This window comes from Alloalcanivorax xenomutans (assembly GCF_900217905.1).
In the GTDB taxonomy this organism is placed as follows: Bacteria; Pseudomonadota; Gammaproteobacteria; order Pseudomonadales; family Alcanivoracaceae; genus Alloalcanivorax; species Alloalcanivorax xenomutans.
Genome location: NZ_OBMO01000001.1, coordinates 280333 through 305775, shown reverse-complemented (window position 1 = coordinate 305775; position 25443 = coordinate 280333). Strand labels below are relative to the sequence as shown.

The following is a 25443-nucleotide window of genomic DNA, read 5'->3' as shown; positions in this document are numbered from 1 at the left end:
TCCGCCTTCACCGGCGAGTCGGAAGTGTACTGAGCGCGCCAGGGAAAAACCACAGCCTGGCGGGCGGCCGGCAGCGACGCCGGGGGCGACAGTGCCGACAGTGTCCTATGCTACACTGCGCGGCAAATATTGGCTTGTGTCGCCATCCGCAGGGTGGCGTCGAGGAGACGGTGATGCACAACCCGCAAATTCCCCCTTTCGGCCAGGCTCGGGTGCTGGTGGCCGGTGATGTCATGCTGGATCGCTACTGGCATGGGCCCACCGGGCGCATCTCGCCGGAAGCGCCGGTGCCGGTGGTGCGGGTCACGGACATCGAGGATCGTCCCGGCGGGGCCGCCAACGTGGCGCTGAACATGGCCGCGCTGGGCGCCAAGGCCTCCCTGGTGGGGGTCACTGGTGATGATGATGCCGCCCGTCTGCTCGAGGAGAGGCTCGGCGCGGCCGAGGTCACCAGCCGCTTCCAGAAGATCCCGGGACTGCCCACCATCACCAAACTGCGGGTGGTGAGCCGTCAGCAGCAATTACTGAGACTGGATTTCGAGGAATCGTTCCAGGGCGAGGACCCGGCGCCGTTCGCCGCCGAGGTGGAGCAGGGGCTGCGTGACTGCGGCGCTCTGGTGCTCTCCGATTACGCCAAGGGCGCGCTGCGGGATTGTCAGGGACTGATCGCGCTGGCGCGCCAGGCCGGGGTGCCGGTACTGGTGGACCCCAAAGGCACGGACTTTGAACGCTATCGAGGGGCCACTCTGCTGACGCCCAATCTGGCGGAGCTGGAAGCCGTGGTCGGGCCTGTGCCGGACGAGAAAACCCTGGTCGCCAAAGGGCAGGAACTGCTGTCCAGTCTGGACCTGGAAGCGCTGTTGGTGACACGCAGCGAAAAAGGCATGACGCTGATCCGCGCCGGCAAGCCGGAATTGCACCTGCCGGCCCGTGCCCGGGAAGTGTTCGACGTTACCGGTGCCGGCGACACGGTGATTTCCACCCTGGCGGTGGCGCTGGCCGCCGGCAGCCCCATGGAAGAGGCGGTGGCGCTGGCCAACATTGCCGCCGGTATCGTGGTGGGCAAACTGGGTACCGCGGTGGTGTCTGCGCCGGAATTGCGCCGGGCGGTGCACCAGACCGGTGGCCTGGGGCGGGGCGTGATGACCGAGGAGCAATTGCTGGTGGCGATCGAGGATGCCCGTGCCCAGGGCGAGAAAATCGTCTTCACCAATGGCTGCTTCGACATCATCCATGCCGGTCACGTGGGTTACCTGGATTCCGCCCGCCGTCTGGGCGACCGCCTGGTACTGGCGGTCAACAGCGACGCCTCGATCACCCGGCTCAAAGGCCCCGGCCGCCCCATCAATCCGCTGGAGCGGCGCATGGCGGTACTGGCGGCGCTGGAAGCGGTGGACTATGTGGTGGCCTTCGACACCGACACCCCTGAACCGCTATTGGAAAAGGTGAAGCCCGATGTGCTGGTCAAGGGGGGCGACTACGCCGTCGATCAGGTGGTCGGCGCCGACATTGTCAAAGCCTACGGCGGCAAGGTGGAAGTACTGGACTTCGTCGAGGACATTTCCACCACGCATATCGTGCAAAAAATCAGGAAAAACAGTGAATAGGGAACAGTGAATAAGGAATAGTTAACAATGAACAGTGAAAACGGGGAGTTGTGAATACGCAAATGGCCTTTGCGGTATCGCAATGCCTTTGATTTTCGCTGTTAACTATTCATCGTTCACTTTTCACTGCTTTTTCTGTGTTTGGCCGGGGTTTCCCCGGTCCAGCGCTGGAACGCGCGGATAAAGGCGGCGGGTTCGCTGTAGCCGAGCAGGCGGGCGATGTCCTCGACGCTGCGTTTGGAGTCCGCCAGGTAATTCAGGGCCTTGTTCAGGCGGACGTCGTCGAGAAGCTGCTGGAACGGCCGACCTTCGGCACTGAGGCGGCGGCGCAGAGTGCGTTCCGGCAGATCAAAGGTGATTGCCACCTCGGCGGCGCCGGGAAAATCCTCCAGAAACAAATCCAGATAGGCGCTGACGCGGTCGGCCAGCTGTTCGCTGGGGTTCTGGCGGCGTGCCAGCAGAGCATCGCATTGTGAGCGGTAAAGTTCATGGGCGGTGCGGTTGTAGCCCGGCAGGGGCAAGGCCAGATCGCGGTTGCTGATGGTGGCCTGGCACCAGGGCATGTCGTACTTCACCGGCGCGCGGAAAAACTGTTCATAAAGTTCGCCGTGCTCCGGTTCGGGTAGCGGCAACCAGACTTCCCTCGGTGTCAGATCCAGGCCCAGTTGCGTTTGGATATCGTTGACCAGTTTGAAGGTGCCGACCATGTCGCGCTCGATGAGAATGCGGCGTACTGGCTCGGGCAGCGGGATCGGCTTCAGAATCAGAGCGGTGGTGTCGCTACCCGGCACCAGCGACAACTCGCCGTAGAGATAGGTCAGGGACTGATAGCGGACGCCGAGCTGGAAGCCATCGAAGGCGGTGGCACTGGTCATCAGCAGCATGGTCAGCGGGCCGTAGCCGGCCAGCCCGAACCGCTTTCCCATCTCCATGCCCAGTTGCGGGTCCTCCGCCAGGGGCAGCAGTTCCGCCAGTAGTCGCAGCTCCCGGTCGCGTTCGATTTCACCGTTGGGATCCAGCCTGGCCGCGTCCAGGCCGTGCCGTGCCAGCACCGGCGCGCACTGGATGCCGCGCTGCTCCAACAGATCCAGGGTGTACATCAGGGCAAGAACGGAGCGTTGTGACATAAGTGTCTGGTTAAGCGCCTGGGTTGTGGCCGGAATTATCAATTTCCGGGTCAGCCTAACACGTTCCCCTCGACGGCCGCCAAGCTAGACTGCCGGCATGGCGTGTCCAACAGGAGAACAAGATGAACAGTAAGGTGAACCTGGACGTTCGCGAGCTGAGCACCAAGGTGGCAATCGTCGGCGGCGGTTTTGGTGGCCTGTGCATGGCGATCAAACTGCGGGAGGCCGGAATCGAGGATTTCGTGGTGTTGGAAAAAGCCGCCGAGGTAGGCGGCACCTGGCGGGACAACACCTATCCCGGTGCCGCCTGCGATGTGCAATCGCACCTGTACTCCTATTCCTTCGAAGGCAATCCCGACTGGTCCCGCCGTTACAGTGGCTGGCGGGAGATTCAGGACTACATCCTGCGAGTCACGGACAAGCACCGGCTCCACGACAACATCCGTTTCAACTCGGAGGTGGAAGAGGCCCACTTTGATGAAAAGAGAGCCCGCTGGACGCTGCGGCTCACCGACGGCACCCGTGTCGATTGTCAGCATTGGGTGCTGGCCACCGGCCCGCTGCATGTGCCGTCCATACCTGAGTTCCCAGGGCTGGAAAACTTCAAAGGCAAAGTGTTCCATTCTTCCCAGTGGGATCACGACTACGATCTCGGTGGCAAAAAAGTGGTGTCCGTCGGCACCGGCGCCAGTGCCATTCAGTACGTGCCGGAGATCGCGCCGAAGGTGGATCAATTGACCGTGGTGCAGCGTACCCCGGGCTGGATCGTCCCCCGTGATGAGAGGGCTTATTCACAGCGGGACAAGAACTGGTTCCGTCGCTTCCCGCTGTTGCGCAAACTGCATCGGGCGCGCCTGTACTGGAGCAACGAGTCCCGGGTACTGCCGATCTTTCATCCGCGCCTGGCGTCGCTGCTGGAACCGTTGGTGAAGCAGTTCATCCGCTATCAGGTGAAGGACAAGGACACCGCCCGCAAGTTGACGCCCAACTATCGGTTGGGCTGCAAGCGGATCATGATCTCCAATCGCTATTATCCTACCTTCAACCGGCCCAACGTGGAGCTGGTCACCGAAGGGGTGAAGGAAATACGGGAACACAGCATTGTGTTCAGTGACGGTAGCGAGCGGGAGATGGACTGCCTGGTGCTCGGTACCGGCTTCGTGGTGGATCCGCGCATCTATATGAAGGATTTCGAGATCACCGGGCTGCCGGGCCATCGTCTGCAGGACGACTGGCGCAACGCTTCCGAAGCCTACCTGGGGGTCAGCGTGGCCGGTTATCCGAATATGTTCCAGATGGTCGGCCCCAACACCGGGCTCGGCCACAACTCCATTATCTTCATGATCGAGTGTCAGGCCCGTTATATCGTCGACGCCATCAGCACGGTGGCGCGCCGCGGCGTGGACTATCTGGACGTGAAGCGCTCGGACATGGACGCCTTCAACGACCGGTTGCAGAAAGATCTCAAGGGCACGGTGTGGCAGAGCGGCGGCTGTTCCAGTTGGTATCAGCAGGCGGATGGCCGCAACGTGGCGATCTGGCCTTACTCCACCTGGCGCTACTGGCTGAAGACCCGCTCCCTGGACGAGTCCGTTTATCGTTGGGAGAAGGTGGCGGAGAGACAACCGCAAGGGGAGCCGGCGAGAGTCTGACACGCCATTCGCGATTCGCTGCCTTGGCAGCGAATCGCGGCGATGTTGTCCGCGCCCAGCGTCAGAGATCGCCCACTGCCCGGCGGGCTTTCTCCACGTTTTCCCGCAGGTGTTTCGGGTTGACCGTGCCGGCGATCACGGCGCCGACGCCCGGTGTGCCCAGGACCCGGTCGAGACTGGCTTGAACCGGGTCGGCGTGGCCGGCATCAAGATGGCCGCTGGCGAACGCCTTCTTGATCAAAATCCCTTTGCCGTGTTCGGCGGCGTAATCGATCACCGGCCGTTCCTCATCGTGGGCCAGGTTATAGGTGACCATGGCCACGTCCGCCCGCCGCAGGGTTTCCAGGCCGCCTTCCACGGTCTTGGTGGAAACCCCGATGGCCCGGATCAGCCCTTTGCGTTTCAGCTCCGCCAGGACTTCCAGCGTGCCCTGACGCAGCACGTCCAGATCGTTGCCGTCGGAGTGAATCAGCACGCAATCCAGATAGTCGGTGTTGAGGCGGTGCAAGCTGCGCTCCACCGAGGCAATGGCGTGCTCGGGGGTAAAGTCGAAACGGCTCTCGCCATTCTCAAACTCTTCGCCGACCTTGGAAACGATCACCCAGTCCTGTCGGCCACTCAGCAGCTGTCCCAGCCGTTCCTCGCTGCGTCCGTAAGCTGGCGCGGTGTCGATCAGATTGATGTCCAACTCCCGGGCCAGCGCCAGCAGTTCACGCACCGCCTGGTCATCGGGGATGGTGAAGGCGTTGGGGTATTTCACGCCCTGGTCGCGGCCGATCTTCACCGTGCCGAGGCCGAGGGCGCTGACGGTCAGCCCGGTGTTGCCGAGCGGGCGCAGAAACGCCATCAGTGATTCTCCCGCGCGAAGCAGTGGTGCCAGTACGGTTGCCCCAGAGGGGCCTGCGGCAGGTTGTCGGGCGGCGCCATGGCGGGGCCCGGTTGCAGGCCGTGGTCGCGAATCAGGGCTTCGACCCGATCGCCCAGATCCGGCGCCAGCGTCAATTTGGTGGGCCAGGTCAGGATCAGGTCGCCATCGCGGCGGGCATAGGCGTTGTCGGGTTTGGCCAGGCTGTTCTGGCGCGGCTCGGCCCGGCTTACGTCCAGGGTGGCCCAATCGGCGCCGCTGAAGTCCAGCCAGGGGAACAACTGGTCGAGTTCCGTCCGGGCCGCGGCGATCTGTTCGGCGTCGCTGCGCTCCACGCCCCGTTCCGCCAGGTCACCACCGAGATACCAGACCAGGGAGCCGTCCGGCAGAGGGTGGGTGGTGACGGTCAGGCGTGGCTTGCTGCTGGCGCCGACGCAGTGAGCATAGAGCGAATGGCCGAGACGGTGGCGCACCAGCACCATTTTCAGTGGCCGGCTCTGGCTCTCATCCTGGGTGAAGAGATGCCGGGCGTGGGCGCCGTCCAGCAGGGCCGCGTTCCCCTCGCCGGCGGCCAGCACCGACAACTTCGGTCGGATCACGGCGCCATCGAGCCGCACCTCGCGAATGCCCCGCTCATCCCAGGTCAGCCGGCCGTTTAAATCCGGCGCCCGCAACAGGCGGGGCCGCACCGGCGCGGTCAGCACATCGAGCAGGCTCTCGGTATCCACCACCAGGTCGTCGAGCCGGTAAACCTGGCCTTTGAAACGGGCGTTGGCAAGAGCGGAAGGGTAGTCGCCGCGGCGCAAACGCTCGATACGGCCGCGCAGCATTTTACTGGCGAAGAAGGTGGTCATGCGGCTGGCCACGGAACCGGCGGACCACAGATGCTGGGTGTCCGAGAGCACATCAAGACCATTCAGCGGCACCGGACCCTGGCCGCCCATGGCGGCGCGCCAGCGCTCCGGCATGCCGGCGATGGCCTCGGATTCGTTGGACAGGGCGCCGCCGAGGGCGTACTTGAGCCCGCCATGAATAATGCCCTGGCTGGCCAGGGTCTGGGCCCCGCCCAGGGTGCCGGTTTCCAGCAGCAGGCATTGGTAGCCCTGATTCTGCAATTGGTTGATCAACCACAGGCCGGCGACGCCGCCGCCGAAAATGAGAACGTCCGGTTCTAGGGTCTGGGTAGTCATGGCTCACCGCCGGAAAAAGTTGCGGCTATGCTAGCATAGGCCGCCGTCAAGGATGCCGATGTGGATCATCTCTGGGGATGATAGCCGGCGACCTCAAGGTCAACCGTCTCGCCCGTGCCACCGTTTGGATCGTTCTATGCGTTTTTTCTACACCTTGCTTTGGTATCTGTTGCTGCCGTTGCTGTTCGTGCGTCTGTGGTGGCGGGGACGGCGGGCGCCAGCCTACCGGCAACGCTGGCGTGAGCGCATGGCTCTGGGATATCGCCCCGGTACGCTGAAACACAGCGTTTGGATCCACGCGGTATCGGTGGGGGAGACCCTGGCGGCGGCGCCGTTGATCGAAGCTCTGCTGGCGCGCTTCCCGGAAACGCCATTGATCGTGACCACCACCACGCCCACCGGCTCGGAGCGGGTGCGGGCGTTGTTCGGCGACCGGGTTACTCATGTCTACTGTCCGTGGGAATTGCCCGGCGCCTATCGGCGCTTTTTCCGTGCCTTCGATCCGCGGCTGGTAATCGTGCTGGAAACCGAGCTGTGGCCGAATCTGTGCGCCGCCGCCACGGCCCGTGGCGCCAAACTGATGCTGATGAATGGCCGGCTGTCGGAGAAGAGCTATCGCGGCTATGCCAGGCTCGGTGCCCTGGTGCGCCCGATGCTGGGCCGTTTCCAGGTGCTGGCGGTGCAGACTGAAGCGGAGGCGGAACGGTTTCGCCAGTTGGGCGCCGATCCGCAACGGATCAAGGTCAATGGCAGCGTCAAATTCGACCTGACCCTGGACGACCCGGTGAAAACGGCGGCCTCGGCATTGAGGGCGGAGTTCACGCAACGGCCGGTGTGGATCGCCGCCAGCACCCATCCCGGCGAGGACGAGATGGTGCTTGCCGCCCATCGCCAGATTCTGGCGGATCAACCACAAGCGTTGCTGGTGCTGGTGCCGCGCCACCCGGAGCGTTTTGATGAAGTGGCCGGGCTGGCCCGCCGGCGTGGATTTGGCCTCGCCCGGCGCAGTCGGCACGATACGGTGGATGAGCAGACGCAGGTTTACCTGGCGGACACCATGGGGGAATTACTGATGCTGTTCGGCGTCAGCGACGTGGCGTTCGTGGGCGGCTCCCTGGTGCCGGTGGGCGGACACAACCTGTTGGAACCGGCGGCCTGGTCGTTGCCGGTGCTGAGCGGCTCCCATCTGCATAATTTCACCGCCATCGCCGATTTGCTGGATCAGGCCGGGGCCCTGGAGCTGGTGGCGGACAGCGAAGCGCTGGCGCGCGCGGTAGCGGCTTTGTTCGCCGACGCCGATGAGTGCCGGCGGCGTGGGGAAGCGGCGGCGGCCGTGGTGGCCGCCAACCGCGGGGCGCTTCAGCGCGGGATCACCATTTGCGCTTCGCTCTGGCCTTCCAGGTCCGGATCGTAGAGATCCAGACTTTCCTGATCGGACAGCCAGTCATTCAGTGACGCCAGGTCCTCCACATCCAGCTCGCCAGTGGCGGCTTTCAGGTTCAGGGTGTTGAGGATGTAGTCGTAGCGGGCATTGGCGTAGTCACGCAACGCGCCATACAAGGCCTGTTGCGCGTTGAGCAGGTCGACCACGTTACGGGTGCCCACCTCGTAACCGGACTGGGTTGCTTCCAGGGCCGCGCGGGCGGAACGGATCGCTTGTTTGCGGGCACTCACGCGCAGCGCATCGGCCTCCACCGTGCGGTAGAAGGTGCGGGTTTGCTGGGTGACGTCACGGATCGCCTGCTGGTACAGCTGGTCGGCGGCATCGGCGCGCAGGGCGGCCTGTTTGCGTTGACTGTTGAGGCCACCGCCACGGAACAGCGGCATGGAAATTTCGATGCCCACTTCCGTGCCGTGATTATCCGGGGTAATGCCGGAAGACGTGGTGCCCACCGCGCTGTCGCCTCGCGGAGAGGTGTGGGTATGGGAGTAAGTGCCCACCAAAGCCACCTGCGGCATCATCGCGCCGAACTGACGGTCGGCGGTGAAGCCGGCCGCCGTGGCGTTCCCCTGAGCCACCAGCACCTGGGGATTCTGTACCGAGGCTTTGTCCAGCCAGTCCTGCATCGCCGCCGGTTGCGGCCCTTCCATTGGCAATTGCTCACGCAGTTCCGCCAGCGTTTCCCAACGCTGACCGGTAAGGGTTTCCAACTGGTCGCGGGCGATGGCGAAGTCCTGCTCGGCGACGATCAGGTTCACCCTGGTCAGGTCATAGGCGGCTTGCGCCTCTTCCACTTCGGTGGCCGGTACCAGACCCACTTCGAAGCGTTCGTTGGTTTGCTCCAGTTGCCGGGAGATGGCCTTTTCCTCGGCCTGGGCCGACACCAGGGTGTCCCAGGCCCGCAGCACGCCGAAGTAGCCCTGAGCCACGCGCAATACGAAATCCTGACGCGCTTGCTGGAATTCAGCCTCGGCGGTGGAGACCACGGCCTTGGCTTCCTTGAAGCCATACCAGGCGTCCAGACGGAACAGCGGTTGCGACAGCGTTACCGTGGTGGCTTCCGAGTCGTACTTCTGGTTGAAATTACCTTCCTCGATGTCCCGGTCGGTGCGGTAGCGGCCGTAGCGGGCATCGATGGTGGGGAGCAGCGCCGCCCGGCCCTGCACCAGCGTTTCCTGCTCCGCTTCCCAGGTTTGCCGCTCGGCGCGCCAGGTGCTGTCGTAATCCCAGGCGGCATTGGCGACCTGTTTCAGGTCGGCGGCCTGGGCGCCCATGGACAGCAGGGTGATGGCCAGGGCCAGAGGTTTCAGCGGGCTCCGCTTCATATGCGTTTCCTTCCTCATTCTTTTGTTCCGGCTTGTGTCTCGCGCCCGCCATGCCGGGCATCTTGTCCCGGCCGGGGCTGGCGCTCGATCCCCACCGACAGGTAACGGTGAAATGGTGAACTGGCCAGTATGGTAATGGCAAGCGAGACGGATTGACACACCCTTCGTCGCGCCCTCGGTTGTCCGTAAATGGGTCGCTGCGTATAGTGTTCGCCTCCCCCATGTTTGTGTAGCCCTGGAGGCCGATCGTGCCAGACGAGCAACGTAATGCCGCACCCAATGCCATCGACGAGGCCTGCCAACCCATCATGGGTTCGCGGAAGGTGTATGTCTCCGGCAGCCGCTCGGATATCCGCGTGCCGATGCGTGAAATCCGCCAGGATCCAACCCCCCTGGCCAACGGGGAACTGGAGCAGAATCCCCCCTTGTCGGTGTACGACACTTCCGGCCCTTATACCGACCCCGACGCGCGTATCGACATCCGCCAGGGCCTGCCGCCTTTGCGCGACGCCTGGATCGAGGAGCGCGGTGACAGCGAACAGCTTGCCGGCCTGACCAGCGACTACGGCCGCCGCCGCGCCGCCGACGTGGCCACCGCCGGTTTGCGTTTTCCGCATATCCGCGCGCCGCGCCGCGCGCGCCAGGGCGCCAATGTCTCGCAAATGCACTACGCGCGCCAGGGTATTGTCACCCCGGAGATGGAATTCATCGCCATCCGCGAAAGCCAGCGCCTGCGCGAGCATCGCGAAGCCGGCTTGCCGGTGGCGCAGCATCCGGGCCGCAGTTTCGGCGCCGCCATTCCGGACGAGATCACCCCGGAATTCGTCCGCGATGAAGTCGCTCGCGGCCGTGCGGTGATTCCCGCCAATATCAATCACCCGGAAATCGAGCCGATGATCATCGGCCGCAACTTCCTCACCAAGGTCAACGCCAACATCGGCAACTCCGCGGTGACCTCCTCCATCGAGGAGGAAGTGGCGAAGATGACCTGGGCCACCCGCTGGGGCGGCGACACCGTGATGGATCTCTCCACCGGGCAGAACATTCACGAAACCCGGGAATGGATCCTGCGCAACTCGCCAGTGCCCATCGGCACGGTACCGATTTATCAGGCGCTTGAGAAGGTCAACGGTATTGCCGAGGACCTGACCTGGGAAATTTTCCGCGACACGCTGATCGAACAGGCTGAGCAGGGCGTGGATTACTTCACCATTCACGCCGGCGTGTTGCTGCGTTATGTGCCGCTCACCGCCAACCGGGTGACCGGCATCGTCTCCCGCGGTGGCTCGATCATGGCCAAGTGGTGTCTGGCGCACCATGAGGAAAATTTCCTTTACACCCATTTTGAAGACATCTGCGAGATCATGAAGGCCTACGACGTGACCTTCAGTCTCGGTGATGGTCTGCGTCCCGGCTCCATCGCCGACGCCAACGACGAGGCCCAGTTCTCCGAGCTGCGCACCCTGGGCGAGCTGACCAAGATCGCCTGGAAACATGACGTTCAGGTGATGATCGAAGGCCCCGGTCACGTGCCCATGCACATGATCAAGGAAAACATGGAAGAGCAGCTCAAGCATTGCCACGAGGCGCCCTTCTATACCCTGGGGCCGCTGACCCTGGATATTTCTCCGGGCTACGATCACATCAGCAGCGCCATCGGCGCCGCCATGATCGGCTGGTTCGGCACCGCCATGCTGTGCTACGTGACGCCCAAGGAGCACCTGGGGCTGCCCAACCGGGAAGACGTCAAGGAAGGCATCATCGCCTACAAGATCGCCGCCCACGCCGCCGACCTGGCCAAGGGGCACCCGGGCGCCCAGTTGCGTGACAACGTGCTGTCCAAGGCGCGCTTCGAGTTCCGCTGGGAAGACCAGTTCAACCTGGGGCTGGACCCGGACCGGGCGCGGGCATTCCATGACGAAACCATGCCGAAGCAGGCGCACAAGGTAGCCCACTTCTGCTCCATGTGCGGGCCGAAGTTCTGCTCCATGAAGATCAGCCAGGAGGTTCGCGAGACCTACGGCGACGGACAGGCACAGGTCGACCAGGCCCGTGCCGGCATGCAGGAAAAGTCCCGCGAGTTCCTTGAGCAGGGCTCCAAACTTTATCATGAGGCCAATGAGTAATTCCCGCGCCCCCCGCTTCAGCGCCGCCGATGTGGAAGTGCTGAAGCGGGAAACCCCGTTCAAAGGTTTTTTCCAGGTGGATCGGCTGACCCTGCGCCATCGCCGCTATCAAGGCGATTGGGGCCCCGAGCTGACCCGTGAAGTGTTTCTGCGGCAGCCGGCGGCGGCGGTGCTGCCCTATGACCCGGTGCGTGGCGAGATCCTGCTGGTGGAGCAGTTCCGCGTCGGTGCCCTGGGCTGGCGTGATACCCCATGGTGCCTGGAAATGATCGCCGGTATCGCCGACAAGGAGGGCGAGCCGGTGGAGCAATTGGTGCGCCGCGAGGCGATGGAAGAGGCGGGGATCGAGCTCGGCGAGATGCGCCCTGTGCTCAGCTACATGCCCAGCCCCGGCGGCACCAATGAGCGGCTGCATTTGTTCGTCGCCCGCGCCGATCTGGCCGGTGCCGGTGGTGTCCATGGTTGCGCCGAGGAAGGTGAGGACATTCTGGCGACGACACTGCCGGTGACGGAGATCCCGGCGCTGCTGGAAAGCGGGCGGGTGGATAACGCCGCCTCTCTGATCACCCTGCAATGGCTGCTGTTACATCGGGATGCCCTGGACCGGGAGTGGCGGGGATGACCGTATCTCGCCGCTATCGCCTGAACTTTCGTGATCTGATGGCGCAGTGCGAGGCGAACTATGCCCGCCTTCTACCGTTGATCCGGGCTCTGGGTGAACAGGACAGCCTGGATCTGTCGCTGGGGGCCGAACGGCCCCGCACGCTGAACATCCGGGTATTGGAGCGCGCGCCCTATACCACCATTTTGCGGCTGGAGGATCAGGGACTGCACGAAGCCATGCCGGGGCAGCGTCTCACCGTGCGGCTCTACCACGACGCGCGGGTGGCGGAAGTCACCGAAGCCAGCCGGTTCCGCCGCGTCAGCGCCCGCTATCCCTATCCCAACCCCGACATGCATCAGCGCGACGAAAAGGCGCAATGGAATCGCTTTCTCGGTGAATGGCTCACCCACGTCAGCGACCATGGACGCAGTGCCGCCCCGGTATGGCCGGCGGCCGGTTCCTGAAACGGAACCAGGTTCCTGGTCAATCCTGTAATGGTTGCGTTATAAGTTCCGCGTGGTTCGGCCGCTTGGGGAAGGGGCCGGCGACGCATGGGATGGGCGCCACGGCGCTTGAGGGTAAAACGGATCACTACAAACAGCGGGAGCGCGTACCTTGTCGCAACCGGTAACACCCGTTCGGGTGGTGCAACTGTCGGACTTCCACCTGTTCGCTGACCCGGGCAGCACCATGCTGGGGTTGAATACGCAGCACAGTCTGGAGACCGTTCTTCGTCTGGTTCGCGCCGAGCAGCCGGACATGCGGGCGATCCTGGCCACCGGGGACCTGTCCCAGGACGGCTCCGAGGCGTCTTATACGCGCCTCAAGAAGGCGCTGCGGGCCTTCGGGGTGCCGGTCTACTGGCTCGAAGGGAACCACGACGAAACCCACCCCATGCGCGCCATGCTCGCCGATGAAGCCGGCCGGGTCAGCCCCTGTGTCGGCACCGTCGACGGCTGGCGGGTGATCATGCTCGACTCCACCATCCCCGGTCAGGTGCCTGGCGAGCTGTTCGACCGGGACCTGGTGTTTCTGGAACAAGCGCTGATGGAGAGCCGTGACCACCATGTGATGATTTGCCTGCATCACCATCCGGTGCCCATGGGCAGCCGCTGGCTCGACGAGCAGCAGGTGGCCAATTCCGACGCCTTTTTCCGCATCATCGACCGGCATCCCCAGGTGCGGGCGGTGTTGTGGGGGCACGTTCATCAGGAATATGAAAGCCGCCGCAAAAATGTGCGTTTGCTGTCGGTGCCCAGCACCTGCGTTCAATTCAAACCACACAGCGCCGACTTCGCCCTGGACCAATGCAACCCGGGCTACCGTTGGCTGGATCTTTACCCTGACGGTCGTATCGAATCCGGAGTGAGCCGGGTCCAGGGCATGCACTTCACCGTGGATCTCACCGTCAACGGCTATTGACCCCGACGGCGGTCGGGTTGACTCATTCGGCCGCCTTGCTATGCTCTGCGGATTCGGCGGGAGGCTAAGACAGGACCCGCCTCCTGGAAAAGGACTTTCCATGATCGATGCCCAATCCCTCGCCCGCGACCTATTGGCCTCCCTGGCCAACCCTCTGCAAGACCAGCGCCTGATCGAACTGGATGCTCCAGTGGATGGTCTGGTGGTGGAGCGCTTCCGTGGCCGGGAGGAACTCTGTGGCGACTATCGTTTCCAGTTGCAATGCTTCATCTCCGGTTCCGATCGCCGTGATGACGGCTTTCTCGACGCCCTGATCGGTCAGCCCCTGACCTTATCCCTGCGCCGTGCCGACGGTGGCTGGCGGCGCTGGCACGGTGTCTGCGTGGACGGCCACCACTTCGTTGATATGGATGGCCTGCCTCGCTGTGAGCTCACCGTGGCGCCCTGGACCTGGTGGCTGGAGCAGCGGCTTAACAGCCTGGTGTTTCCCCAATGTACCGTTCGGGAAGTGCTGGAGCAGGTGTTCGCGGAGTACCCCGACGGTGCCGTGCGGTTCGACCTGATGGATCCGTTGCCGCGGCGGCCGATGATCACCCAGTACCGGGAAAGTGACTGGCATTTCGTGCGGCGGCTGATGGCCGAGTGTGGCCTGGCCTGGCGTTTCGAGCATCGCCAGGACGAGGGGGAGGGCGATTCTGGCGCGCCGGTGACCCTGGTGATCTTCGATCGCCATGCCAGACATCCCGAGGCCGCGCCGCTGCATTTTCATAACGACCTTTCCGAAGAAGGCCGGGCCGCGATCACCCGCTTCACCGACGGCACCCGCTTGACCCCCAACGCGGTGCAGGTGGCCAGCTGGCACAGCGGCAAGGTGCGCACCGTTACCGGTCGTGCCGAGGAAGCCGACCCGGATGGCCTGCCGGTGCGGGAAGTTTACTGGCACCGCCAGGATGCCCGCTTCGACGGCGCCGATCAGGCGGAACAAAGCGCCCGCCATCATCTCGACGCGCTGCGGGTATTGCGGCGTGTGCACCGCGGTGAGGGCCGCTCCCGCACTCTCGCGGCCGGCGAGGCGTTTACCCTGAGCGGCCATCCCCGTTGTGACCAGGGGCCCTATCTGGCCCTGGCGGTGGAACACGCCGCCGTGAACAACCTGGCCCACGCCGGCGAACTGCTCGGCGACGATACCCTCAAGGCCGGTCAGTACCGCAACACCTTCCTGGCGGTGCCGGCGACCACCCCGATCGCGCCGCTATACCGCCCCAAACCCACCGTGGGCGGGCCGCTGGTGGCGCGGGTGGTGGGCATGCCCGGCGATGCCGTCACCAGCAACCGCGATCACCAGGTGCGTATTCAATACGCCTGGCAGCGCGGTACGGCGCCCAATCCCGGCAGCCTTGACGACACCGGAGGGCAGCACCCCGGCCATGCTCCGGGAGACCATTCTTCCGGTATCTGGGTGCCGGTGGCGGAAGCCCTGGCCGGTCCCAACTGGGGCGGCAATTTCCTGCCCCGGGTCGACAGCGAGGTACTGGTGGAATTCCGCCAGGGGGACATCGACCAGCCAGTAGTCATCGGCCAACTCTACAACGGCGAAGTGAAGCCGCCGTTCGGTGTCGCCCAGGAAGACGGTACCAACCACGCCGGCACCGTCAGTGGCCTGCAAACCCGGGAGCACGACGGCCAGGGCGATCACAGCCCGACCCTGCAGCGCCTGTTGCTGGATGACACCCCGAAACAAGTGAGTGTGCGGCTGGAAACCAGCCTGGCCCGCAGTGGCCTGGGGCTGGGCTATCTGGTGGATTACAGCGTCACCCCGGGACCCACCCGGCGTGGCGCCCTGCGCGGCCAGGGCTGGGAACTGGCCACCCAGGCCTGGACCACCGTGCGCACCGGCCGTGGATTGCTGATATCGGCCAGCGCCAAGGCCAAGGGCCAGGGCACCCAGATGGAAATGAACGAAGCGGTGGCCCAGCTCAAAGGCGCGGAACGCACCGCCCAGGCCCTGCATGACGCCGCCACCGCCGCCGGCGCGCCGGGCCTGGCCGGCAATGCCGCGCAAACCGCCTTCCGTGAAGCTCTGGACCCGCAAGTGGACGGTCGCTACACCGCTCCGGTGGCTGGCCAGTCGCCGCTCAAGCCGAGGCCCGGCAGCCGTGAAGACAGCGACCAGCCAGTGGAAACCTTCGCCGATCCGAAACTGGTATTGGAAAGCCCGGATCACATCGTCCTCAACAGCGACAAAAGCGCCGCCGCCATGGCCGGCGAGCACCTGCACATCACCACCCAGAGCGACGGCCACATCAGCGCCGGCGATAATCTCGCCCTGGCCAGCGGCGGCAGCGCCGGCCTCTACAGCCACAAAGGCCCGCTCAAAGTCATCAGCGAAAACGGCCCGGTCTCCCTGCAGGCCAACGGCGGGCCGCTGGAACTGCTCGCCGACCAGGCCGTCACCGCCAGCAGCAGTGAAGGCAAGGTCAGCGTCCTCGCCAAGGAAAAAATCACCCTGCAAAGCGGCCAGACCGAAATCGTCCTCGACGGCGCCAACATCACCTTCCGCTGCCCGGGGACCTTTACTGTAAAAGGCTCGATCAAATCGTTGGAAGGCGGGCAATCGGGCAACACCAGCCTTCCCGCGTTGCCCGCGGGTTTGTTCTCCTTCGCTCCCTTGGCAAAAAAAGTGGCCGGGCTGGCGCCCTCCCTGACCGCTAAAGCGCCCCTGGCTCCGCAGCGTTTGGCGGATGTCGAGTGGGAAGATGAGGAAGAGGAAACCACCGAACAGGAAATGATGGAGACGCTGACGCTCACGATTCTGCCTGTGCGTCACGCCGTGGCTACGGGGGCCTTGGCCGAGCACGCGCCTCAACTGCCGAAACAGCTTGTTCCTCCCACCTCATTGTCCCAATCCCGGGAGACACTGAGATTATTGAGGGCAGGCTATCTGTACGTACTGCTGGACCGGGGCGGCCGGAAGGAATGGCAGCATTATCAGGTGAAGCCCAACGGTGACCTGACCCGGTTTGAGGGTGAGGCGCCAAAAGCACCGGCCCAGCCCGAACCCGTGACGCCCAATACCCTGGCGGTGGAGATCGAAAAAGCGGAAACCGTTGAACGCTCATGGTGGTTGTTCACCCCGGACCCGCTCACCGGCGCCCGCAAAGCGGATTATGAAGAAAACGCCGACGACTATACCGCCAAAGGCTATTGGCAAACCTTCTCGCCGAAGGAATGGGCCGAAGGCCAAACCTCCCAGCTTGATACCCTGCACGGTGAGCAGATCGGCAACGCGGTGACCGAGGCGTGCCTTGACGGCAATCCGGCCCTGCAACAGGCGCTGACGCAAGACCCCTTCGCCCCCGCCTGGCTGGCGGATGACCAGGGCCTGATTCAGTACGCCAACGTCGGTGTGCTGAAGGGCACTCTGACCACCGTCACCCAGGCGGTCTCCACCCACGGCGCCGTTCTGGCCCTGAACGACGCCCTCGGCGCCGCCCAGACCCTGAACGCCTGGCGTAACGCCGCCCTGGACCCGCTGCACGATTGGCTTCAGGAAGAGGACGAGCAAGGCGTCAGCAACGACTGGAAGGTCCAGATCCAGCAGCAGATCGAACAACTGCATGAGGGATATGCGGGGCAGAAGGCCGAGGGCAGGGTTGGCCAGGACGTGCGCGTATGGGAAGCCGCCCACGGCAGTATGGATGTCCGCCTGCATCAATTGGAGGCGCGAGAGCGGCAACTGCGACGCGTCCATGGTGATCGTGTTTTTGAAGAGAAGTACGCCGATCAACTCGCTCAGAGCAGGGAGCTGATCCTGCAGCGCCGACAGGAAACCGAAGAACAGGCCCAGGACCGGGAATACACGCCCGAGCGCCAGGCGGCCTATAAAGCGGAGTTCGAGCAGGAGTATCTGTCTCGCCTGAATACGGACAAGATGGATCAGGTGCATACCGTCTTCGCCCAGCACAGCCAGGACGCCGAAACGGAAATGGAACGCCGGGCCCCGGAACAGATTGCGGTACTGCAAAGCGATTACCTGCAAGGGGCTCTGCACGCCTATGACCCAGAGTCGGACGATGATGGCTTGCGCTTCGCCGCCCAAACCGGGCTGTGTGTCCATGGCTTGACAGGCTGTATGAGTGGGCGGCAGCTTTTGGATGACTGGTGGGCGGCCCGGAGTATAACGTCCACTAACTTGGCCCTGCGCAGCTACGCCTTCAACCAGACGCCGATCCAGAAAACGGTTCAAGCCCTGTTGATCAGTCCTCCGGATCCAGACGCCTCTTCCTTGGATCCTATCACCCCGGTCAAGGATCTATTGGGTTATTTTGAGCGATTGGACAGCGCCGCGGCGGCGATGGAAGGCCAAGTGGCTCTAGGAGCGGCGCTGGCGTGGCAAGTGAGCCTGGGACAATCGCTGCTGCGGATGAATTCGCCGAATCTGGCCGACAAGGCCATGGCGAAGGGGCTGGGAGCCCTGATGCGGGCTACCATCGGCAAGGAAGCGATGAAGCTGAAAGAGGAGCAACTGGCGTACAAAGCCAAGACAGGGAAACTTGGCGACTCACGGAAGGGGCTGCGCCGCCAACAGCAGGCCGCGATGTCATCGAAACAGCTTCAACGCAGCGTTCAAGACAACGTGGATGAGGCTCTGCTCAAGCAGATGGCCAACAGCAAGCACAGCAACTTCTACCAGACTCGGCTCTATGGTGGCTTGTTGTTCCTGGAAGGCATCGGGTTCTTCATGAAGGCACGCCAGGAAGGCCCGGAGGCCAACGCCTGGGATTTGGCCGCCTCGGGCTTGGTGGTGACTGCCGCCGGAACCCGTCTTCTGGCCGCCGGCGCGGAGCTGGCGGCCACCAGCTTTAATGAGGTGTCGCGTACCGCTCAGGCGGGGCGGATAGTTCATGGTGGGCTGCGTTTGGCGTCCGGTACCCTGGCGGCAGTGGCCGGTGGGATATGGGTGGGTATGGACTACACGGAAGCAGGAACTGCTTTTGGTGAAGAGAGACCTCTTTTGGGGATCGCTTACAGCGCCCGAGTTGCGTCAGGCGCTGCTTTGATTGCCGGCGAAGGCGGTATGGCCATGGCGGCGGCCAAGCCGTTCTTCGAGACCATGGCAAAGCGATCTACATCTACATTCGGGCGTATCGCCTGGGAGGCCGGCCTTGAAACTTCCGCCTTTTTGGCTCGCGGAACCATACAGGCGTTTCTGGGGAACGTCCTTAAGATCGGCGGGCCTGTCGTATTTGGTGCTACCGTAGCCATAGAGGTGCTTCGACCGGATGATTTAGAGGCGTGGTGCGACAGGAGCGTGTTCCGCAAGAACAGCGGAGACGGCTATGATGACTTCAAAGAGGAAATGACGGAACTGTTGATGGCGATTGAAATGGTAACGCGCTAATGTATCTAATTGAGTGGATGTACTGGCGTGTGGCGGTGGCTGAGCATGATAGCAGCTTGTCCATGCGTGGTAAGATCGACAAGTACATGCCCAAGGATTTCAGTGCCGTTCCCGAAGAGATGGAGCAAACCCGGTCGGCCCCAGTTAGCGACTCGCCCCGCCTTCGCAGTCCGGTGTACGCCTATAACGACACACATCTGGAAATGCGGGCGGGGTGCATGGAATATGCACGGGGGCTGGTTACCATTGTATCGTTATTTTTCGTGTATATCACAATTGGTTTTTTTCACTTATCGTTTATCGCTCTGTTTAAGTTCATATCGACACCAAGCTTTTCATGGCTTCTCGCCGTCATTTTTGAAGTGGTTCTTGCTGGAGTATTCACTTGGCTTTATGTCAAATACGGCTTTCAAATCACCCGTTTCGAAATGCTCACCCAGCGTCGTCTTTTGGTCCGCTTCAATCGTAAAACCCAGCAAGTTTATCTCCATCGGCCCAAGTACGCGGGAGGGGTAACGGTTTTACCCTGGGGGAAGTTTGTGGCGGAAGTGGATGCCGGTGGCACTCGTTTCCCTATATTGCTGGCTTGGCCGCCACAGCCAGGCCGTCCCAATATGGACCTGTGCTTTGTCGGCAAAGCCTGCGCCACCAGTGGCCCCATGCGTGACGAATGGGAATTCATCCGCCGCTACATGGAGGAAGGGCCGGAAGGTTTGCCTCAGCCGCGTATCCACAGTAAATGGCCCCTGCCCTGGCACGCCTTCGGACCCGTTTTCGGTGGAATGCTGGGGCTGTTGTTGGGGCGACGGGAAGGGCAACCGTCTTCGGGTTCTGCTCTGGATACGCAGCAAATCGGCAAACGGCTCCTGGGCCGGCTGTTAATGTTGGTGGCTTTGGTGATCATCAGTCCCGCCCTTCTGACGCTGGGACTGGCCAACTGGCTCTCCCAACTGCTGTGCTGGGAACCTCGCTGGCCGAAGGTCATCCGCGAAGCCGGCCAACCCGGCAAACCTATTCCCAAACTGACTACGGCGGAAGACTATGATCCGGAAACCTGCCGCCGTTTGTATTTGAATGCGGACTTATGGACGCCGAAGGGCCATGATGGCATCGCTGAAAATGATAACCCGGATGAGCCGTCAGATTCTCAATAGCTGCCATAGGCACACTGGTAGTTAAAGTCGATCACCCGAAAATACAAAAGGAGAAAACATGGATAGTTTTCTGGTCAATACGTTGCCCTATATAGTGGTCTTTGGTCTGCTGTTTTGGCTGGTACGCTCTTTGCAAGCTGATACCGCTTCACTGAAGGAAACGGACGAAGGGCCTTCTGAAGATGACGGGAAGTCGGAGGGCGGGGAGCAGGATAACTTTCGTGAGCCCACTGAAGCAGAAATGTCCCGTTGGAAGAAAAAAATGATGGCGCTGCTGGTTCTTTTGATAATGGCGCTGGTTTTGGTGATTAAAGATTGTTCGTACGCGGTCGGCCTATTCTGAGTCTCGTATTATGGCACACCGTAAAAGTCGGATTATGGATGATTTCCTATTAAAACCATTGGAAGGTGTTGAATGTATACTAACCCCAGTCTCAAGTGGGTTCTGCTTCCGCTTCTGATCATCGGTCTGTTGCCGTTGGCTTATATCTACCATGATCCGGTTCGGCTGATTGCTTATCTTTGTAGGGCGGTGGCAGCGGTTCTGGCGGTGCTATTCGTGCTGAAAATCACCGATGAGCTGGACGAACCCATTTGGCTAGCCGTAGCAGGGAGCCTGGGAATCTTCCTGGCGGGTTCGATATTTGCGGGCTTATTTGGTGTCCTTTGGTTTGTTGCACTGTTCGCGGTGGGCTGGCTTCTGACGCATTGGTTATTTGAGCTTACCACGCCAATTGTTGGTGCATACGTGGGCATTGCGCTGGTGTTTGCCCATTACTTAGGGGGGCTACTAAGCATGTTCTTTGTCTGACGGGACTTGCGAGCTAATGGGGTCTTGTCTTTTGCTTTTTTCGAAGAAAGCCCATCGGAGGATGGCAAAAGGCAGGACCTGACCCTGGTGGGCTTTGGCCCAAAATTATCCGTGAGGCCGGTCAACCCGGAAAACCCATCCCAAAACTGACCACAGCGGAAGATTATGATCCGGAAACCTGTCGCCGTTTGTATCTGAACGCAGACCTTTGGATGCCCAAGGATTATGATCCGGACGCGCCTGCCGAAGAGGAATCCGGCTCTCAGTGGCTGCCGTGAGGTGGGTTTGTTTCATTGAGCGACGAGGGAAGTGTTCTGGTCTTCGCTCGTATCCTGGGTGGACTATCGGGCAGTTTTTTTCCGATGGACGATCAATTCTCATTTTTCTGGTAAAAAGACCATGGGCGTCGACCGGCGCCCATCGCCGCCCTGTGTTTCAATAAGGCGCATGATGTTCACCAAAGGAAGGGAGTGCGTGCTCAGGACTTCCCCGAAATGCGCCGCCTGCAACAAGAAAGTGACCACGGATAAAGCCGTCGCCAGCGAGAACGGCCGCCTCTTCTGTTGTCAGGCACATCACGACTGGTTCTTTGCGGGACCGGATAAGCCGCCTCTGGATCCACGGAAAGCCCCCGTTGTTTATCGGCGAACCCCGGCCTCGGTCACATGGGGGCTCCTGGCTGTTTTTCTGTTGTGTCTGGGGGTGTTTCTTTGGGATGGTGTCAAACTCTGGCTTGGCAAGCCGGTGGATGTCGTTCTCTTTGTCGTAATGACCGTCTCGCTTTTGTCCACGGTTATTGTATACGGGTTCATTTATCGTTGGCTGCGTGCGTTTGAAGTAGTAATGGCTCATCGTGAGCCGGGTATGAGTGACAGGGATTTCGCCGGTCATCTGGAAAGGTTGTATCGCAAGAAGCAACTGAGCAAGCGGGAACTGCTTTGGGGCGCTCGGCAGATATCGAGCCCGGAGCTGGCGGCGGTGGTGAGAAAAATTCGCTCCGGAGAGATACGCTGAGGGCGGAGCACGGTGGATATGAGAAGACGGGAATTGAGGCAAGGATGTCGCAGTGCGGGTGCGGTTGAATCATGACAGTTCGCGAACTCTTTAAATACTTTTTTGCGGTTTTTGGCTTCGCCGCGATTGTTATGGCGGTCGTGCTGTATCTGGACACTGCCTCTTTCATGAAGGAGGCGGTATCAGGGCAAGGGGTGCTGGAGAATGTTCGTGAGCGGCGTATGGACGAAAAGACCGTATGCGAATGGGTGGTGCGGTTTCGTACGGAGGACGGACGCCCAATCGAGTTTTCCACCAGAGCAGGAACGCGTTGTGCTGGAGCGCGGATAGGCGATGCCATGCCGATCCTGTATTCGCCGGCCCGGCCCGCGGAGGCTCGGGTTGATGATTTCTTTGCGCTCTGGGGCGGTTCGATAATCGGAGGGTTGATCGGACCGGTATTCCTTTTGATCGGTGGCATCTGGATTGCGGCCGGCCGGCGAAAGCGGCGCCGGGTGGCGACCTTGATGCGTGAAGGGCGGCGGATCGAGACCGAACTGGAGCGCGTGGAGCATGTGACTTCGATGAAGATGCAGTATCGCCATCCTTATCGGGTGGTGACACGAGGACGCGATCCGTTGAGCGGGGACAGCCGCCGTTTTCTCAGCGATTACTTATGGTACGACCCTTCCGCTTATTTGCAGGACGTGATCGTGCCGGTGTTCATCGGGCGTGACGATCCTCGCCGTTATCACATGGATTTGTCGTTCCTGCCCAGGTCTCCGAAATAACCACGACCGGGGCCGCCGGATGATCAAGTCCCGACCTGGAGGATAACCTTGCCCAGGTGGTCATTGCCGGCCACCAGGGTCTGCGCCGAACGCACTTCCGTCCAAGGCAGCACCCGGTCAATACGCGGCTTCAGCTTCCCCGCGGCCAGGGCGTTGTCCAGATCCTCACGCATTGCCTCGACGATGCGGACCTTCTCTTCCAGACTACGGGTGCGGAACGTCACGCCAATGATTTCCACCCGCTTGAAGGCCAGAGCCTCCATGTCCAGGGTGCCTTCGGCGCCGCCGAGACGGCCCACGCCGATGAGGCGCGCCTGTAGCGCCGCGGCTTTGATGTGGTCCGCCAGATAGGGGCCGCCCACATGGTCGATGATGATATCCACGCCCTGCCCGTCACTGGCGTCGAGTACCTGCTCCGCGAATTCGCCGGAGCCGGTATTGAGGATGGTGTCCGCGCCGAGCGTGGTGAGCAGGGCGTCTTCCCGGTGGGTGCGGACGTCGGCGATGATCCGCCCGGCGCCCAGATGTCGCGCAATCTGGATCGCCATCTGACCGACCCCGGAGTTGGCGGCATTGATCAGTACGGCATCGCCGTCGCGCAGCCGCCCGGCGGTACGAAGCGCGTTGTGTTCGGTCATCAGGGCAACTATGGCACCGGCGCCTTCCTCGAACGTCCACGAGTCCGGGAGGGGCACCGGGAAGCGCGAATCAATGGCGACATACTCCGCCAGCCCGCCGCCCACCATGGTCATCACCCGGTCGCCGACGCTGAATGCGCTGTCCTCATCGGCTTCGACGACGGTACCGGCGGCATCCAGACCCACCACGGCGGGGGCGCCGGCGGCTCCGGGAGCGGCATGGGTGCCAGCCAGAACCGCCAGATCGGCGCGGTTCACCGAAGCAGCCTGGACCCGGATCAGCACCTGTCCCCTGGCCCGGGAAGGGGGCTCGATGTCGCCTTGCCGGATGGCCGGTGTCGCGCCGGAACGATCGATGATCATGGCTTTCACGGCATCTCTCCTGTGATTGAGCGCTGCTTTTTTCGGCCTCCAATGATTCGTCCTTCAGCCGAGCATGTTGGCGGGCAACCAGGTGACAATGACCGGAAAGAAGAAAATCAGCAAGGTGGTGACCGCTTCCATGATCATGAACCAGCCGGCACCACGAAACACGTCCACCAGTGGGGTGTCGCGGTCGATGCCGGCGGTGACATAGACGTTCAGGCCCACCGGTGGGGTGATCAAGCCGATCTCGCACATTTTCACCGCCAGAATACCGAACCAGAGCGGGTCGAAACCGAGTGATTGCACCGTGGGGAACAGAATGGGCAGGGTGATCACCAGCATGGAGAAGGCATCCAGGAACATGCCCAGCGGCAGATAGATCAACAGCAGCAGGCCGATGATCAGCAGCGGCGGCAGGTCCACGGTGGTGACGGCCTCGACAATGTATTGCGGCGCGCCCACCAGGGTGAGGAAGTAGCTGAAGATGCCGGCGCCGAGCATGGTCATCAGGATCATCACCGTGGTGCTGATCGAGGAGCGGAAGCTGTCCTTCAGGTTGCCGCCGAGGTTGGCACGGGCCTGCCGAGAGCAGAGCAGCATCAGGAAGGCGGCAAAGGCGCCGATCGCCCCGGCTTCGGTGGGGGTGACGAAGCCCAGGTAAATGCCGCCGAGCACCACCACGAACAACACGATCACCTGCCAGGCGTCGCCCAGGGAGGCAAAGCGTTCTCCCCAGCCATAACGAGGCTGGGTTTGGTGGCGACCGGGCATGATCTTTTTGCTGACCACAACGATGCCGGCGATGAACACCAGGGTGGACAGCAAACCGGGCAGTACCCCGGCCACCAGCATGGCGCCGGCGGACACTTCGGTGAGGGCGGCATAGAAGATCAGCAGCACGCTCGGCGGAATCAGCACGCCCAGTACGCCGCCGGCCGCCACCGCGCCGGTGCTCAGCCGGCGGTCGTAACCGGCCTGTTTCATTTCCGGAATGGCGACGGCGCCGACGGTGGCGGCGGTGGCCACGCTGGAACCGGAGGTGGCGGCGAAGCCGGCGCTGGTGAGCACGCTGGCGATGGCCAGGCCGCCGGGTAGCTGGCCGACCCATTTGCGCGCCACGCTGAACAGTCTCTGCCCGACGCCGGCTTTTTGCGCGAAGTTGCCCATCAGAATAAACAGCGGGATCACGGTCAGCAGATAGACTGCGGTCTGGGTGTAAGAGAAAGCCTTGAGCCGGTTCAGTGCGAAATCCAGGTCTTCCACCATCACCACGCCGGCAACGCCGGCCAGGGCCAGCGAAGCAAAGACGGGCACGCCGGTGGCCAACAGCACGAAGACCAGGCCAATGGCCAGCAGGGTAGCGGTCATTTCATCCATAGCGGGTCTCTCATTGGCCTGTCAGTCGGTGTGCGGGTCTGGCGTGGAAGGCTGGTCCCGGCCCAGCAGAGCCAGGCCGGAATACAACAGCATTTGCGCGGTGGCGAACCAGAGGCCGATAGCCAGGGCGATCTTCGCCCACCAGATCGGGAACTCGATATAGCCCCAGCGGAACTCCTTGATCTGGAACGAATGAATGGCGTCCAGCGTCGAAGGCCAGGTCAGCAAGGCCAGGGCCAGCGCGGCGGCGGCCCAAGAAAAGGCGTTCATGGCCCGGGCCACCGGCACCGGTGCCAATTTAACCAGCGCATCCACGCGAATGTGGCCGTGCTCCATCTGGGTCCAGCCCAGGCCGAGGAACACGATCAGCACCAGGGCGATTTCCGACAGCTCGAAGATGCCGGTGATCGGCCGGTCGATCAGCGAGCGGACGGTGGCGTCCAGGGTGATCGCCACCATCAGAAAGGCGAGCGAAACCAGTGCCACGCCGCCAAACACATTGGCCAGGGCCCGGAATGGCCGTTCAAGGAAGGTCATGATTGCCTCGTTATTG

Annotated in this window: 20 protein-coding genes; 13 read left to right on the top strand and 7 right to left on the bottom strand. The window is 62.4% G+C overall.

What is annotated here, in order from left to right; genetic code table 11:
• The first annotated feature begins 173 nt into the window (after positions 1–173).
• Positions 174–1607 (top strand): bifunctional D-glycero-beta-D-manno-heptose-7-phosphate kinase/D-glycero-beta-D-manno-heptose 1-phosphate adenylyltransferase HldE, encoded by a 1434-nt coding sequence (gene hldE, locus CRO06_RS01385; protein ID WP_022997196.1) that lies wholly within the window; start codon positions 174–176, stop codon positions 1605–1607.
• A 116-nt stretch (positions 1608–1723) separates the two neighbouring features.
• On the opposite strand, the gene CRO06_RS01380 is transcribed toward hldE, so the two are convergent.
• On the bottom strand, positions 1724–2734 hold the full coding sequence (locus CRO06_RS01380) for an AraC family transcriptional regulator (protein ID WP_055098680.1): 1011 nt from the start codon (positions 2732–2734) through the stop codon (positions 1724–1726).
• Between the two features lie 122 nt (positions 2735–2856).
• Between CRO06_RS01380 and CRO06_RS01375 the strand changes: the two genes are divergently transcribed.
• Positions 2857–4386, top strand: a complete 1530-nt coding sequence (locus CRO06_RS01375; RefSeq protein WP_097057559.1) for a flavin-containing monooxygenase — start codon at positions 2857–2859, stop codon at positions 4384–4386.
• 61 nt (positions 4387–4447) lie between these two features.
• On the opposite strand, the gene CRO06_RS01370 is transcribed toward CRO06_RS01375, so the two are convergent.
• Entirely contained in the window at positions 4448–5233 is a 786-nt protein-coding gene (locus CRO06_RS01370) for an aldo/keto reductase (RefSeq protein WP_097057558.1), read from the bottom strand.
• Positions 5233–6441, bottom strand: coding sequence for an FAD-dependent oxidoreductase (locus tag CRO06_RS01365; protein WP_097057557.1), 1209 nt, complete (start codon positions 6439–6441; stop codon positions 5233–5235). Before CRO06_RS01365 ends, CRO06_RS01370 begins: the two co-directional genes overlap by 1 nt.
• A gap of 136 nt (positions 6442–6577) precedes the next feature.
• On the opposite strand from CRO06_RS01365, the gene waaA reads away from it, so the two are divergent.
• On the top strand, positions 6578–7855 hold the full coding sequence (waaA, locus tag CRO06_RS01360) for a lipid IV(A) 3-deoxy-D-manno-octulosonic acid transferase (protein WP_022997201.1): 1278 nt from the start codon (positions 6578–6580) through the stop codon (positions 7853–7855).
• Here the strand turns inward: waaA and CRO06_RS01355 are convergent.
• Positions 7801–9207: a TolC family outer membrane protein gene (locus CRO06_RS01355; protein WP_026948533.1), complete on the bottom strand. Its 1407-nt coding sequence runs from the start codon at positions 9205–9207 to the stop codon at positions 7801–7803. The two genes, waaA and CRO06_RS01355, sit on opposite strands and share 55 nt — an antisense overlap.
• A 248-nt stretch (positions 9208–9455) precedes the next feature.
• Between CRO06_RS01355 and thiC the strand changes: the two genes are divergently transcribed.
• From thiC to CRO06_RS01305, 10 genes are all read left to right on the top strand, one after another.
• A complete protein-coding gene (gene thiC, locus CRO06_RS01350) occupies positions 9456–11333 on the top strand; it encodes a phosphomethylpyrimidine synthase ThiC (RefSeq protein WP_022997203.1) in 1878 nt (625 codons plus the stop codon).
• Positions 11326–11955: an NUDIX domain-containing protein gene (locus CRO06_RS01345; protein ID WP_022997204.1), complete on the top strand. Its 630-nt coding sequence runs from the start codon at positions 11326–11328 to the stop codon at positions 11953–11955. The genes thiC and CRO06_RS01345 overlap by 8 nt, the downstream gene beginning before the upstream one ends.
• A complete protein-coding gene (locus CRO06_RS01340) occupies positions 11952–12401 on the top strand; it encodes a DUF1249 domain-containing protein (protein ID WP_014993031.1) in 450 nt (149 codons plus the stop codon). Before CRO06_RS01345 ends, CRO06_RS01340 begins: the two co-directional genes overlap by 4 nt.
• Before the next feature lie 151 nt (positions 12402–12552).
• Positions 12553–13359, top strand: coding sequence for a 3',5'-cyclic-AMP phosphodiesterase (gene cpdA / locus CRO06_RS01335; RefSeq protein WP_026948534.1), 807 nt, complete (start codon positions 12553–12555; stop codon positions 13357–13359).
• Between the two features lie 100 nt (positions 13360–13459).
• A complete protein-coding gene (locus CRO06_RS01330; RefSeq protein ID WP_218839853.1) occupies positions 13460–18760 on the top strand; it encodes a T6SS effector BTH_I2691 family protein in 5301 nt (1766 codons plus the stop codon).
• 62 nt (positions 18761–18822) lie between these two features.
• On the top strand, positions 18823–19914 hold the full coding sequence (locus CRO06_RS01325; RefSeq protein WP_143247702.1) for a DUF6708 domain-containing protein: 1092 nt from the start codon (positions 18823–18825) through the stop codon (positions 19912–19914).
• Between the two features lie 58 nt (positions 19915–19972).
• Entirely contained in the window at positions 19973–20257 is a 285-nt protein-coding gene (locus CRO06_RS01320) for a hypothetical protein (protein ID WP_063142365.1), read from the top strand.
• Positions 20258–20329: 72 nt separating this feature from the next.
• Positions 20330–20725 carry a hypothetical protein gene (locus CRO06_RS01315; protein ID WP_097057555.1) on the top strand — a complete coding sequence of 132 codons (396 nt, stop codon included), beginning with the start codon at positions 20330–20332 and terminating at the stop codon, positions 20723–20725.
• Between the two features lie 447 nt (positions 20726–21172).
• On the top strand, positions 21173–21739 hold the full coding sequence (locus CRO06_RS01310; RefSeq protein WP_143247701.1) for a hypothetical protein: 567 nt from the start codon (positions 21173–21175) through the stop codon (positions 21737–21739).
• 71 nt (positions 21740–21810) lie between these two features.
• Positions 21811–22509: a DUF3592 domain-containing protein gene (locus tag CRO06_RS01305; protein ID WP_097057553.1), complete on the top strand. Its 699-nt coding sequence runs from the start codon at positions 21811–21813 to the stop codon at positions 22507–22509.
• A 23-nt stretch (positions 22510–22532) separates the two neighbouring features.
• On the opposite strand, the gene CRO06_RS01300 is transcribed toward CRO06_RS01305, so the two are convergent.
• The 3 genes from CRO06_RS01300 to CRO06_RS01290 all read right to left on the bottom strand — a co-directional run bounded on the left by CRO06_RS01300 (position 22533) and on the right by CRO06_RS01290 (position 25427).
• Positions 22533–23510, bottom strand: a complete 978-nt coding sequence (locus tag CRO06_RS01300) for a zinc-binding dehydrogenase (RefSeq protein ID WP_244902752.1) — start codon at positions 23508–23510, stop codon at positions 22533–22535.
• A 63-nt stretch (positions 23511–23573) separates the two neighbouring features.
• A complete protein-coding gene (locus tag CRO06_RS01295; protein ID WP_026948541.1) occupies positions 23574–24890 on the bottom strand; it encodes a TRAP transporter large permease in 1317 nt (438 codons plus the stop codon).
• Positions 24891–24911: 21 nt separating this feature from the next.
• Positions 24912–25427 carry a TRAP transporter small permease gene (locus CRO06_RS01290; RefSeq protein WP_022993960.1) on the bottom strand — a complete coding sequence of 172 codons (516 nt, stop codon included), beginning with the start codon at positions 25425–25427 and terminating at the stop codon, positions 24912–24914.
• Between the last annotated feature and the right edge of the window lie 16 nt (positions 25428–25443).